The organism is Pseudomonas sp. HMWF006, from assembly GCF_003061205.1.
Taxonomy (GTDB): domain Bacteria; phylum Pseudomonadota; class Gammaproteobacteria; order Pseudomonadales; family Pseudomonadaceae; genus Aquipseudomonas; species Aquipseudomonas monsensis.
In genome coordinates, this window is the sequence record NZ_QAIU01000443.1 from 20,702 (window position 1) to 35,794 (window position 15,093).

Below are 15,093 nucleotides of genomic sequence, written 5' to 3' on the forward strand. Positions count from 1 at the left end.
GCTGGCGGCTACCCGGGCGACTACGCCAAGGGCGCAGCGATCAACGGTCTGGACACCGCCGCCAGCCTGGAAGGCAAAGTCTTCCATGCCGGCACCGCGCTGAAAGACGGCAACGTGGTCACCGCCGGTGGTCGCGTACTCTGCGCCACCGCCATGGGCGCCAGCGTGAGCGACGCCCAGCAGCAGGCCTACAAACTGGCGGCGGCGATCGACTGGGAAGGTTGCTTCTACCGCAAGGACATTGGCTACCGCGCCATTGCCCGTGAACGTGGCGAAACCCAGGAATAAGCTGCACATCACGCCCGGCGGGGAATGCCGTTCCTTGCCGGGCTGTTCCGCCGTCGCGCATCGTTATATTCTGGCATCAACCTACGAAGGGATTTCGCCGTGCGCTGGCTCAGGATTGCCATAAGTTTCACCGTCACGTTGCTGACCTTGCTCTGCATGCTCCCGGCCCAGGCCGCGCAAGGCAGTGGCTGGTCGGTATTGCTCGACGACCAGGGCAATCTGCAACTGAGCGACATTCGCTCGGCTCGCTACACCAATCAATTCAGCCCCATCGAACTGGACCGCCTCACGGCCGCCGAGCCCGATGGCGCACTGTGGCTGCGTTTCAAACTGGCGCCGGGCAAACACGAACAGGTGCTGCGCATCTTTGCCCCGGACCTGTCGCACCTCAATCTCTATGTGCTGGACGGCGACCAGCTGATCGAGCAACGCGACACCGGCACCCGCCAGCCCCAGGCTGAACGGCCATTGCCGAGCAGCGACTTCATGCTGCCGCTGCCCCAGAGCAACAAGCCTCTCGATATCTACCTGCGGATGGTGTCCGACCACCAGTTACGCCCGCATATCACGCTGCAATCAGCCGTGATGAGTGCGGCCAACCATAACCAGACATTGATTTTCGGCCTGCTGTTCGGCTGCCTCGGCATGTTGTTGCTGCACAACCTGGTGCGCTACGCCTATTCCCGTTCGCGCAGCAGCCTGTGGCTGGCCATTTGCGAAGCTCTGCTGGCGCTCAGCCTGTTGTTGCTGCTCAACCTCGCTGGTCCCTGGTTGCCGAACTGGCATGCGATCCAGACCCCGGGCGCCTACCTCGCGCTATTGCTGACCGCCCCGGCCGGGCTGATGTTCGCCTTGCGCTTCTTCGCCCCGCTCGGTCCGCACCCGCTGAACAAACTGCTGCTGGGCGACATTCTGTTCATCGTGACCTGCAGCCTGTTGCTGTTGTTCGTCAACACCCTGCCGCTGAACATCATCACCTATGCGCTGGTGGCCCTGGCCGGCCTGAGCATGCTGTTCGTGGCGGTCTATCACTGGCAGAAGGGTTATCGTCCGGCGCGGCTGTTTGTCGCGGCAATGGTGGTGTTCAACATCGGCACGCTGATCATTCTGCCGGCGCTGCTCGGGTTGACCCTGGTTGCACCGCAAGGCTTGATAATGACGCTGATGGCGTTCATTTGCGTCAGCGGCCTGTTGATGAGCATTGCCCTGGGCGAGCGCCAGCGCAGCATCACCGAAAGCCGTTTCAGCATCAGCCGCGACCTCGCCGCGAGCAATGCCGAGATCAACGCCAAGGCCGAATTCCTCGCCAAGATCAGCCACGAAATCCGCACCCCGATGAACGGCGTACTGGGCATGACCGAGCTGCTGCTGGGCACCCCGCTGTCGGTCAAACAACGCGATTACGTGCAGACCATCCACAGCGCCGGCAACGAACTGCTGACGCTGATCAACGAGATTCTCGACATCTCCAAGCTCGAATCCGGGCAGATCGAACTGGACGACGTACAGTTCGACCTCAACGCCCTGATCGACGATTGCCTGAGCATCTACCGCGCCAAGGCCGAACAGCAGAACGTCGAGCTGATCAGCTTCATTCAGCCGCAGGTGCCGCGCGTGATCAGCGGTGACCCGACCCGCTTGCGCCAGACGCTGCTGAGCCTGCTGGAAAACGCCCTGAAGAAAACCGACGAAGGCGAAGTGCTGATCGTCGTCGCCCTCGACGAGCGCAGTGTCAAACCGCGCCTGCGCATCGCCGTGCAGGACAGCGGCCAGCCGATGGAGCCGGAGGAACGCGAAGCGCTGATGCACGCCGAACTGCACAGCAAGCATTTCCTCTCGGCCAACCGCCTGGGCGGCAACCTCGGACTGGTGATCGCACGGCAACTGATCCGCCTGATGCACGGCGAATTCGGCATCAAGAGCGGCGCCAGTCAGGGCAGCACGTTGTGGCTGACCTTGCCGCTCGATCCAGATCGCCTCGAACACCCGACTTCCGATCTCGACAGCCCGTTGCAAGGCGCCCGCGTGCTGGTGGTCGACGACAACGACACCTGCCGCAAAGTGCTGGTGCAGCAATGCAGCGCCTGGGGCCTGAACGTCAGTGCCGTGCCGTCGGGCAAGGAAGCGCTGGCGCTGCTGCGGACCAAGGCGCACCTGCGCGACTATTTCGATGTGGTGCTGCTCGATCAGAACATGCCCGGCATGACCGGCATGCAACTGGCCGCGAAGATCAAGGAAGACCCGAGCCTGAACCACGACATCCTGCTGATCATGCTCACCGGCATCAGCAACGCGCCGAGCAAGATCATCGCGCGCAACTCCGGGATCAAGCGCATTCTCGCCAAACCGGTGGCCGGCTATACGCTCAAGACCACGCTCGCCGACGAGTTGAACCAGCGCAACAAGGGCCAGGTGGTGTTCCAGCCGCAAGTGGTGACGCCGTCTACGGCAGCCAAGGTGCCGAGCGATTTCCGCATCCTTGTCGCCGAAGACAACACCATCTCGACCAAAGTGATTCGCGGCATGCTCGGCAAACTCAACCTGCAACCGGACACCGCCAGCAACGGCGAAGAAGCCCTGCAGGCGATGAAAGCCCAACGTTACGATCTGGTGTTGATGGACTGCGAAATGCCGATTCTCGATGGTTTCTCCGCGACCCAGCAACTGCGCGCCTGGGAGGTCAGCAACCAGCGCATCCGCACGCCGATCGTCGCGCTGACGGCGCACATCCTCGCCGAACACAAAGAACGCGCACGTCAGGCCGGCATGGATGGGCACATGTCCAAACCCGTCGAGTTATCGCAGTTGCGCGAGTTGATCGAGCATTGGGTTGCCCAGCGTGATCAGCAGAACCGAACGGCGTCGACCTTCTGAATCGCCCGTTGGCGGGATGCAATCGACGCTCGAGTGCACCCGGTGACCTGGGCGAGACGGACACCACCGCGGCCTGCGCTGCCATGAGCTCTGTCACGCCTCAATCGCTGCTCGACTGATAGACTCCATCCCCACACTCTCCTGCCGCGAGCCGACACCATGCTCCATGTGCTGTTCAGCGTTTACCTGAAGATGCTGGTGCTCTACAGCCCGTTCTTCGTATTGTCCTGTTTCATCAGCCTGACCCGTGGTTATTCGCGCAAGGAACAACGGCGCCTGGCCTGGAAGGTGGCGTTGGCGACGCTGGTCTCCAGCGTGTTGCTGTATCTGTTCGGGCGGGTGATTTTCGATGTGTTCGGCATCACCGTGGATGCTTTTCGCATAGGTGCCGGCAGTGTGCTGTTCATTTCGGCACTGGGCATGGCACAGGGAAAACCGGCGGTGCAGGCCGATAACGTACAGCAGGACGTGACCATCGTGCCGCTGACCATTCCGTTGACGGTCGGCCCCGGCACCATCGGTGCTTTGCTGGTCATGGGCGTCAGCCAGCCACACTGGGACGACAAACTCACCGCGATCATGAGCATCGCACTGGCCAGCTTCACCGTGGGCGTGGTGCTCTACCTGTCGAACCGCATCGAGCGGATCCTCGGCGATCAGGGTTTGCAGATTGTCAGTCGGCTGATGGGCTTGTTTGTCTGTGCCTTGGCGGCACAGATTATCTTCACCGGTATAAAGGGTTATCTGGTGCCCTGACGGCCGGGATCGCGGATAACGGGTGCACAACAAAACGCCGCGAACGACAGGGTTCGCGGCGTTTTGCTGTCGGACGGCCTTACGCGGCGATCGCCGGTACCGCCGTCAGATCCTGCAGCGTCATGCTTTTCGAACGCCCTTCACCAGCCTGCAAACGTTGCACCCACGTCGATACCGCATGGGAATGCTGGTGATTGAACGCGAGGAAAACCTCGCCGCGCAACGCCTCGTCAGCAGAACAGACATCACGCAAGATCAGGCAATGCTCACTGTCCGGATCAATGATCAGCAGATGTTCCCGGACGATTTCGAAGAGCAGTTTTTCCGGCGCATCGAACTCCCAGATCAACTTGCCAGGCACCGCTGGCACTTCACCCGACGCGTGCCGGCAATCAATGATCAGCGAATCAAGCCTGCGCCAGGCGGCCCGCGATAGCCTGCAGGTCACATGCCCCTGCCCCAGCCGCAGAACCATCAAAGAGACGTCATCGGGAATCAGCGGCAACAGATCATCCACACGGTCCTGCGCCTCAATGGTCACCACCTGAGCGTTGCGCTGGAAGTAGTTGAATCGCCCAAGGCCGTGCATGCCCGGATAGGTCTGCACCGTGCCCGCAGCAGGCTCGTGGAGCAATACCGTGGTTGCCCCCTCGCGGGATGGCTGATGCTGTGTACCGAGCAGAACAGCATCCAAAGGCAGCGCTTTGCCGACAACGCGCACCAGCCTGGCACCCTGCACGTCATACCATTGCAGACTGTCCGGACCAGACTCGACGAAAACGAAATCTTCGTGATCGACGTCGTTCAACAAGGTTTGCAGGCGTTCGAGCAGCGGACCGCCCTGCGCAGTGACCCAATGTCGATTGACCCCACTGATGACTTCAGACTCCTGATAGCGAAGGTTCAGCAATACGCCTTCCACCGTAGTGCCAGCTAACCCCGAGCCGTCGACGCGCACCTCGGCAAATCGCCAGTCAGCCCATTCCGGCACAGGTGCAGGCAGAGCGTCGGCGTGCAACAACTGCGCACCTGCGCCAAAAGCCCGCTCAAGATTCTGCGGATCCATGAGTGGCTGGCTCCAGATCGCTCCGCTCGAGAGGTCAAACACCCAGCACGCCTGGTTATCGGGTGTGACGCCGAGCAAACGTACTTCCTTGTCGCGCCCCATATCGCACAGCAGCAAGCGGTTGTTCACAAACCAGGCCGACAGGTTGCCGTCACCGGCGACGTTGCGTAACCCGACAATCGCAAAACCGTTCGCCGCATAACGTTTGGCGATTGATTCCAGCGCCAGCCACCATTGCGCTCGATCCTGCAGCCATCGCTCATCGAGGCCAGCCAGCAGCACATCGCCTTGCGCGGTCAGATTGAAGAAACGCCCCTCGTCATCGAGTAGCAGATACCCCCCGTCAACAGCCACCACCTGCGTCAGTCCTGCCGGCTCGATCCAGCGTTTCGACCATTGCGCCTGGCCCTGCCTCACGGTTCGCTCCTGCCGGCAAAGCGTCTGGTCGATGCGGTTGTAGATGAAAAACACATCGGCGGTGTCCGTCATCGGCATCAGCATCAAGTCGCCGAGGTGCTTGATAGAGTCTTTCCAGCCGCGGGCATGACGAGGCAGCGGCTGGGGATGAATCAGCAGTCGATCGGCGCTGCGGATCCAGACCATATCGCGCTTGCCCGGATCGAATGCCCAACACACGGAAACATAGGCCGCCGGTTGCCACTCCACCGTAGTCACGCCATCTTTTTCGGGATGGGAACGGGCGATCAGGTAATTGCCCAGCACCGAGGGCCAATCGACCAGCGTATCGCTGGCAAACACGGTGGCTTGCAACTCGCGATGCTGACCGTAAGTCACCGAACCGAGCAATAACTGTCCGTCGTGGATCAGGTAACCGAATTCACGCGGGGCATGGGCAGCGCTGACCGTTTGCACAAAATGAATCACGCCGTGGGCATCGACCTGGAATTTGTCGAGCAGACTGTCCCCCTCCAGCAATACACGGAAGCGATGTTTGATCAGTCCGCTGAGCGTATCGACCTGCCAGATGTCGTAGCTGTCCGCCACGTAAAAGTACGCATAACCGTTGACCACCAGCGCCAGCTGGGCCTCATCGGTTTCCCCGGCGCCTTCGTTGCGAATATAGAGAAAGCGCTCTTCGTGCGCGTCATACCACCCTGTGACGTACCGGGGTTGTTGCGGTGATTCGAACGGGATTGGCCACTGATGAATCGGCGTGTAGGGCAGCAGCAAACGATGCTCGTTGGCCAACATCTTGTAGTGCGTCAGCAACGCCTGCTCATCCAGCCCGGCAGGCGCACTCTGTTCGATGATCGCCAGCTGACGCCTGACCTGATCAACCTGGAACAATTGCTGATCGGCTATACGCAAGCGCAGCGTATGTCGACCACGGCCGGACAGCTTCAGGTGCACATTGCCGATGTACAACTCGCCGAGTTCGACGCGGATATCCGTCACACGCGCCCATCCGGCCTCCAGCACCCAGCTGCATCGGGTGCCGCTCGGCGCTTGCAATTCGATGTCATAACCGCGGCTCAGCGCCAATGTGCATGAAGCGTCGGCTCCGCAAATACGGTAGGACACCTTGCCCTCCCAGATACTCGGCAGCGACGGCGCCACCAGGCCCCGTTCGACGGCATCCAGCTGCACCTCGATGACAGTCTGGCGATAGTCGGCATACAACCGATGCAGGATGTATTCGCAAGGAAAGGAATAAAACGAAAAACGAAACAGCCAATTGCCGTTCTTGTTCTTTTTTTCCAGACGTCGCGCCGTATCGAAACCGCGGTCGTCGCGCAGGTTGCCAAATGGCAGGGCCTTGTATTCATAGCCATAGCAAGTCTGCGGCGTACATGGCAAGACGATGGTCTGTTTGGCTGGAGGGGTAAACACGATCTCGCCCGGCAGTTTTAACTGCTGACGGATATCAATCGCCCGGTCGTAGTCGAGGTCGTAGTCCGTCACGCCGATGTGATCACGCAAAGGGTAGAGTTTGGGACTGTCGAGGCGCAGTTTGCCATTGGCCAGATCAATGCTTTTGACCAGCAGCGCAGGCGGCACAGTCCAGGCGCCCAGGCGGGCGTCGAAGTGAAAGCCGACCCCGCGATACGCATGTTCCATGTCCGCGAAGAAGTTACCGACGGCCTCCGCATCACGTGCAATGCCGGTAAAGCCCTGGGCGAGCGCAGCGAACCCGACCGCCAGACCACCGAGGATGACCCCCGCGCCCCCGAGCACCGCCGCAGCGGTTGAGGCGCCGGCCAGTGCCGCTCCGATCCCCCCCGCCGTCAAGGCCAGGCTGGCTGAGTCAAAGGCCAGTTGGGTGCCGAACTGTGCCTTCTCGACCTCATCTTCAGCGGTCGCCAACTGGTAGACATCAAAACCAACGTTGGCCAGCCCCAGCACAGCGCCGACACCTTCATTGGCAGCGTGACCCAGCGCTTCGCTGACCACCGGCCCAACGGTGCGGGCAATGACCTTTTGCTCATTCAGCGCCGTGCGCACCAGGCGAATCAGCCCCACGACATCCACCACGTTGCCATGCACCAACTGTGCATAGTTGACGTAGCCATGCAGACGCACAGCCGTGGTCAGTGCGCGCGCCTCCCCTTCCCGTCCGCGCAATGTGTTCATCAAGGCCTGAAGAGTGAAGCCGGCGTTGAGGGTATGCACACTGCCGGCTTCGGTGGGATCCACCCCACCAGCGGTCCGCTGCGGTTTGCGCGCCAAGGTTGAGAACTGCCCGGACAACCAGGTTTTGATGCGCAACAGACGGTGATCCTCACTGAGCACCTCGACCACCTGCTCAGGATTTGACGGATTGATGAGACTCAGTCGGTATGAGCCTTCAGGCGTCACTTGCAGCGTTTCGAACAACGGCACCAAAGGCGTCGCCCCGGCGTGCAGTTTTTGCAAGGCCGCTGTGGCGGCGGCGATCTCCTGGCCCCACCAATGGCTGTCCAGCCCGAGCAGGCTCGCGCCCAGGTGGGCGTTTTCGATCAGCGATCGGCCGTGCGCGCTATTAAGACGCTGGCGAAGGCTGCCTTCCGGTTGTTCCGGCAACGGTTCATTACTCAACAATGTGCCCGCCGTTATCGCGCCGGACAATGGCCAGGATGAGATCCGCTCGGCGTGCAGCTCTGCCAGATTGAACTGTGGCCGCGTTTCGTCACCGTAAGCTGCGTAATAACCGGCCATCTTCTGACGCACGAAAAAATGCTCGAGCGCTTGCTGGAACTGGATGGCGTCGCTGAACCCGAACAGGCCAAAGTTGGGATCATAGAAGTGATAAGTGGTCACCCCTCCCGCCACGGTTTTAGCCGCGAGCATCGAATGGTTGTCCGAGTTGAGCATCAACATCCGGGGGCCGCTGCGACTCTCCAGAGCGGCGCTGATTTGCGTGAGGTCGGCATGGCCCAGCGGCGTACCGACGTCACTCAGTGCGATACCGCGCAGTTCCTCCACCGCGTGCTTGAAAGCGATCGAATCGTTCTTCCCTGGCTCGATCACCGCCAGAAAAAAGCGTTCGCGTAATTGCCGGAGGGCTGGGCTGCCCTCGGTAAGGGCCGCGCTCATCAGCAACGCCAATGGGTAACACCGCCCGCCAATGGCCTCGCCGCGACCACCGAGCAAGAAATCCTGAGGCACCGCTGCGAAACTGCCGAAGTCGAACGAACCGAGCAGGCGATCGGTTTGCTCGTTGATCTGCATGCGATGTTCAAGTGTGGCGACGTGTTGGATCTGCCCGACCTGCCGCCCCCACTGGCGCTGGGTGTGCGCATTCTTCAAGGCGCTTTTCTTCAGCGCCAGTGCCCCCACGGCGCTGGTTGGCAACAGGTCAGCCGCCAGACCGTTCAGGAACGCCCGATCCTGTCGCTGATACAGATGTCGCTCGATGACCGCGTAACGATTGGAAACCCCCAGATCACGAACCTGGTTGGCGAGGTTGTCCAGCTCCCCCGTGAGCGCCAGGAACGCCTGACCGTGCAGCGAATCGGCTCCAATCAGTGCGCCGAGGGCCAGTCGTTGCAACGGGGTAATCTCGTCAAGACTGAGCTCACCACGGCCCATCCCGACCAGCACTTCATCCAGCCCCAGCGTTTGCGTATTGGCGACACTGAGAAACGGCGGAGGCAGCGCACTGGCTGGCTGTTGCCTGATCAGCTGGCGTTCGGCGTAACTCAACGGCAATGGATGCTCAAAGTTGACAGGGCCATCATGACCAAGGCGCATCGCACTGATAAACGGCTCGCCAAGGGTATCGACCAGGTGCTGCAAGACGTCCGTCAGCAATACGGTGCGGCCTTCGATTTTTGGCCATCCCTGTTCAAACACCAGGGTCGAGCCCTTGAGCAACTGCCCGATATCACCCGCATAACGGGTTTTATATTCACCGCTACTCCAGCGCTGGCGCTCTGTCTTGAGCCATTGCTCAGGATCGGTTTCGTTGTCTTTCCAGGAGTGGTCCTGCTCCTCTTCGGTATCGCGATTGATTGTCCCAAGGGCAGAGATAGGCGTATCCGCGCGAAACACCTGCGCATCCACAGGGGTAAAGTGAGTTCTTTCGTAATCGCCCATGCTGTCGCGCATGGCGCCGGGTCCGGTCAGGTAGATGGTCAGTTCGCTTTGCAGGCGAATGCCGTCACTGAAGTGACAGGCTGCTGCACGGGCCAGATACGCTGCAAAAATTTCCTGCTCTGCGGGCAGTTCGCCCAGAGGGCCATAGAATTTCTCTAACGCCTCATTTGCCAGCTCTGACATACGCTCGCTGTCACTCAACGCAACTCTTCGCTGCACCGCTAAACGGGCCGTGGCATCAATCAAGTCATAGCTCAAGCGCAATCGCTTGATCAGCGATTGCAACATCGCTGCGCCGGGGTGAGCCATCAAAAATGCATTGCTCATCGACCCCCCTTCAGCAACAGCCCTCAGCGCAAAAGGTCGGACCAGCCGATCTGCCGGAGGCTGAAACACCTCGCCCATGGCGGGATGGCTTTTGGCGAAGGTTTCGATTGTCGAACGGTGCTCGAGAGGGATCTGTTCCAGATAATGCGTATAGCGCTGACGCAGCGCCTGACGTCCGGGCATCCAGTGCGGATTGTGATCGAGCATCAGTTGCAAGACGCCGGCGCGGGCCGGCGGTTGAAGGCTGCCCATGTCAACACCGGCGAGATGCTTTCGCAGCGGTGGCAGGTTATCCACATCGGCGTAACTGCCACCTTCGCGGTACAGGACCTCGGCACGCACCACATCGGACGCCGCCGCCAGATTGCCGCGCAAACGGGTCTCGCGTTCGTAGATGTCTTGCAATTGCAGCGGTTCTTCGCCGACATCAAGATCGCGCAACTGCAGGTCCGCTCCCGCGAGTGCCTGCACGCTGTCACGATTGCGCTCCCTGAGCAGTTGCAACGTGGCACGGTCCTGACCGTAGGCCTCGACCAACAACGCGATGCGTGCTTCATCAGCCGACTCGCCGCCTTCAACGGCAGCATTGATGTGGGCGTACATTTGCTGCTTCAAGACGATCGCGCGCTCTTCGTAGAGAGTGGCCAACGCACTTTCATCAATGACTTTTTCACCAACCTGTGCGAGCGCGTCGGCCTTGGCCGCCTCGACAATCAACTTGTTGGTCTGGTGGGCCAGCAGTGCATCACTGTCATACCAGAGATTGAGTGCATAACCTTGCCCGGCAAGCACCTGGCGCCAGACGTAGAGGTAATCGCGCTGTATGTCACCGACACCACCACCGAGCCAGACAAAGTGCAGCGTTTTCGCAACAGGCGTCGGCGCGGTTTTGAGCAGCGCAGCACTCGACTGAACACGGGATTCGAAGTGTTCGACCTGATGGTAGATATTCGTTAGCCGGTCATTCGTGACAGGCTGTTCCGTACCGCGCTTTACTCGCCCCGGCGCCAGCAGCAGGGCCAGGGTCTGACGCAGCAGGGCCAGCGGTTCAAGTATTCGTGCGGAGTTTTGGGGGTCGACACAAGCGCTGTAAAAACGCAGTACGGCATCACTCAGTTGGTTGTCGGCTTGCAGTTCAAGAGCCTTTTTAAGATCGGCCAGATCAAACAGACTGGCAAAATCAAACTCTTTATCCTCGGATGTTTTATTACTCTTCATGAACCGGGTCTCAACGAGATAATTGAGCCAACACGCTAACTATCATCAACTTCAGGCTCAAACCGGATTACATTCAAATATTATCGTGCGTCGCCAATTGCAAGCGTCCATGTCAGCAGACACATGGACATTTATAGACCGTCTGTTACGCACAACCGACAACCCCAACAAACAATAACTATTGCCTGACAACCGATAACTTTAAAAACAAAAGAGCCGCCAATAATCTGTTGGCGGCCCTGCCATTTAAATTTTGATTTATAAATCAGATTATTTCTTTGATCACCGCGCCCAGCGTAACAATGGCTTCATCGCCCTGTGCCCGTGAGTAAGCCTGCAGCCACTGTTCAATGCTCAACGTGCACTGTTTGCCTTCAATGGTGACGGCCAGGGCCATGGGCATTGGCGACTCGCCATCCTGCGGATCGACGCCCCGCACTATCAAGCTGTGGGCATTGTCCGGGTCACTGAGTACCAGATGCCCGGCGACCCGGGACATCAGCAGATGTCCGGCTTCAGGTAAATCCAGAGTCAATAAGTCTGCTCGCGGCATCTCGAGCCCGGAGCTACGCCGTGGATTGACCACAATACAATCGAGGCGCTGCCAGACGGGTTCCGATAGCCGATAACGGGCGGCCTGCGCGCCGAAAGTCAGAATCAACTTGTCGACCCCATCAGGCAACATTGGCAGCCAATCCGTTACTTCGTCGTTCACTTCAAGCGACAACACGTCACCTTCACGATGGGCGTAACTGCCTGGCAGCCAGAGATCCTCCGCGGATCCGCGACTGAAGATCAACCCGTCCACCGGATCGAAAAGCATCGGCACCGTCTCGTTGAGGGTTCCCAGAAACTGCGGGTACTGCCCATCGGCTCGTCCCGCAATCTCGAAAACGCGATCCAGTGCCGGCACGTAATACTTGTAGCGATCCGGAACACTGCCCAAGGGCAAAAACGCGGCGTGGGGCTGCTCGTGCACCAGCGCTCTCAAGCGAGCCCGCAATGCCTCGGGTGATTCGCTATACACGTACGACCAGGCATTCTCGACACCGACGATGCGCGCGGGCTGATGATCGCGCAGTTGCAGATTCACCCCTTCGCGAGTGCGGCCCACCAAACCTTCGCCATCGGCCGACACCTGACTGAATGTCCATTTCGGCCAGACTTTTTCCGCGTTTGGCAATAAGTCGGGATGCAGCAGCCGCTGACCGTCACCAAACACCTTGCGCAGTGCATCGAGCGGCATCAGCGGCTGGCGCAGGATTTGCCCTGCGGCAACGTCCAGCAGCCAAACGGCCTGCTCATCCGGAGTCCGCCCCAGCAAGGCGAACTCCTTGCGCTCGCTGCCACGGGCCAGCACAACCTTCTCCCCCATACACCACACCGCCAGCAACGCATCGCCGGATGCACCGGTCAGGCCGAGGATCGGAAACGGTTCCGATTTATAGGCCTTGGCCAACGCCGGTAGGGCGCTCAGCCAATCAGGATTGCGTTGCAGCCAGTGCTGCCCCAAACCGAAGAACTTCAACACGTGCTCGTCGATTTCGGACTGCCAGTTATTGGCTTTGGCGCTCAAGTCGATCTCGAAAAGCCGGCCATCGGCGCGGGTGGCAATATAACGATCCCCTGCCCGGGTGACCTCGACGATGTCCTTCGCGATGACCTGATTGAAGAAGTAATCGGTTCTGAGTTCGATGCCATGACTGAGCGTCTGAGTGTCTTTACTGTAAAAAATCAGCGCGGCTTCCGGATCCGTTACCTTGGGCATGAGCATGACCATGTCAGGCGCACTGCCGTGTTGCGCGCGAAAGTATCGCTCATGGCCGGTGGCAATCCAGGCGCGCTCCAGCAACACGTCAAAAGAGTAAGCGTGCGCGTGAACAAAGGGAGTGTATGACCAAATGCTGATCGCCGATGCCATGCCTGGCGTTCCGTCCGCGAAAGGGCGAGCCTTTTTCAGACGGTGCCGCAGAAAAGAGATTCTGCTTCCGTCTTCGGGCTTGAGGCTGGAGCCCTCAAGGCCGGGCGACCACATTTTGATATCCAGCAACGTCACCTTCAGTCCGCTGATCTGGAACGTCAGTGTGGTCTCGACCTTGCTCGCGGATGCCTGCTCACGCAACTGCTGCGCGATATGCAGACTGCCGTCCGCCTGTTGGGTGAAACTCGTAATCCTGGTGCCTAGGTCAAGGCTGAGCAGACGATAGCGACGCACGACGGTGCCGGTCAGCGCATCAACCTGCCATATCGTCCCGTGATCAGGGTGATAGAACCACGCATGAGTGGCGGTCGCCGCGCCCAACACCAGGCCGCGATTGACCTCGACAGGCAGATTGCGGGCAAACAGCAAGCGCTCCTGCCGCGTGTCGTAATAAGCCGTAGTGAGCACCGGCGAGCGGGCTGGATTGTAGGGCACTTCGAATCCGTTCAGGGTCACATAGCCCTGCGCCAGACGCCTCTCGCCAGCCCGTTTGCGCAGATGAACCAGAACCTGTTGCAGGGTGTTTTGCCCGTCCTGCAGCGTGACCGAAACCAGGCGCAAACGGCGCGCCTGCCAGTCGACCTGGAACAGCTCGCCGTCAGCCAGTTCGATCAAGCCGTCGAAACCTATAACCAGCATACCGTCGACACTCAGTGTGCGAGCATCGTGGCCTGCCGATAAACGCTCGCCCGCCAGCGGAGGCGAAGCGTTGAACACAACGCGTTCGATATTGACCCACGGCGCACGGACCACCCATTTGGCACTGCCTTGAAACCTCACGGCGACCAATCCGGGGGTGAGTTGCAGCTGGTATTGACCGGCGGCGGCAACGATTTCGTAGGAGATTTTTGCGTGCCACTCTTTAGGCAGCTCTGGAACCACCAACTGACGAACCTGATCGTCGAGTCGCACGCTGATTTTCGTTGTTTTACAGAAGGGATGCAGCTTGTAGAGGATGTGCTTGAACGATGGCGTGCTGTGCAGATACACCTGACGGTTGCCTTGCCTGTCATATTCAAGCTTGTCTGCCACTGCGTTGCGCAACTGCGGATATCGGGTATGGATGCCGTTGTTCGAACTGTTAGTCAACACTTCTCCCAGCACCTTCGGCAGCGACGTCAATGCCCACCAGTTCGGCCCGCGTATCTCACTCGCGAGACGTGGCGTCACCCGCTCTCCAGGCAATGGCACATAGTCATAGCCCGAACCTCCCAACTGGTATTCGTAACCGAAGTAACAGATCGGTGTGCACGGCAACACCACGGTATGACGACCACCGGCATTGCCCAGCCTGATCACCTCAGGCAGCTCCAGTGCCTGGCGAATGTCGACGGCCCGGTGCAGCTGTTTCGGGTCATCGTTGTACTGCGGTAACTCGAGCGCACCGCCCTTCCAGGGGTAAAACTTCTGGCTGTCGAATCGCGCTTCATCGGCTTTCAGGTCGAGGCGCGTGATGACCGCCTCGGGCGGGAACTGCAAGACCCCGTGTTCGAGTGTGTAGGCGCCGTGCTGGTAAGCATTGTAGATGGCGCGCAAATGGTTACCGACGGCGGTCGCCTTGTCGCTGATCTGTCCCAGGTTGCTGGCAATGGCCGATACACCGATCCCGACCCCGAGCAGCGGCACAGACAGAATCGCCGCCGCGGCGCCGGCCGTTCCGCCCACAGTCAGCGCGACCACGTCCAGCCCCAGCGCGGCGATATCGAACGTGAGTTGCGCGGACAACCGCGAGCGCTGCTCATGATTCTCGGCCACCGTCAGCCCATAAACATCGAAGCCGATATTGACGATGGAAAAGCCGACACCGGCCGCCGTGGCGGTGCGGCCCAGCAACCGTCCGGACAGCGACGACTGGCGCACGGCCAGCGCCTGCTCACTGGCCGCGACCTGACGCACCAGATTGATGATCTGCGCGGTATCGGTCAGCACGCCAAAACCCAACTGCGCATAGCTGACATAAACCTGCACTTGCAGCGCAATCGACAACGCCGGTATCTCGCCACCTGCCGCCTGATATTCGCGCAGGCGCATTTCGTTGATTAACGTC

The 15,093-nt window shown here is 59.8% G+C and carries 5 protein-coding genes; 3 read left to right on the forward strand and 2 right to left on the reverse strand.

The window, feature by feature from the left end; genetic code table 11:
• From DBR24_RS32840 to DBR24_RS18685, 3 genes are all read left to right on the forward strand, one after another.
• A partial coding sequence (locus DBR24_RS32840; RefSeq protein WP_305889081.1) for a phosphoribosylglycinamide synthetase C domain-containing protein occupies nt 1-288 on the forward strand: 288 nt, incomplete at its 5' end.
• A 99-nt stretch (nt 289-387) separates the two neighbouring features.
• Entirely contained in the window at nt 388-3,162 is a 2,775-nt protein-coding gene (locus DBR24_RS18680; RefSeq protein WP_123471035.1) for a hybrid sensor histidine kinase/response regulator, read from the forward strand.
• 159 nt (nt 3,163-3,321) lie between these two features.
• The gene (locus DBR24_RS18685) at nt 3,322-3,918 is read left to right on the forward strand and encodes a MarC family protein (protein ID WP_064117315.1); all 597 of its coding nucleotides are present in this window, start codon (nt 3,322-3,324) and stop codon (nt 3,916-3,918) included.
• A gap of 79 nt (nt 3,919-3,997) precedes the next feature.
• On the opposite strand, the gene DBR24_RS18690 is transcribed toward DBR24_RS18685, so the two are convergent.
• Together DBR24_RS18690 and DBR24_RS18695 are read right to left on the reverse strand one after the other, a co-directional pair.
• A complete protein-coding gene (locus tag DBR24_RS18690) occupies nt 3,998-11,065 on the reverse strand; it encodes a TcdA/TcdB pore-forming domain-containing protein (protein ID WP_128615481.1) in 7,068 nt (2,355 codons plus the stop codon).
• Nucleotides 11,066-11,330: 265 nt separating this feature from the next.
• A partial coding sequence (locus DBR24_RS18695) for a TcdA/TcdB pore-forming domain-containing protein (RefSeq protein WP_305889082.1) occupies nt 11,331-15,093 on the reverse strand: 3,763 nt, incomplete at its 5' end.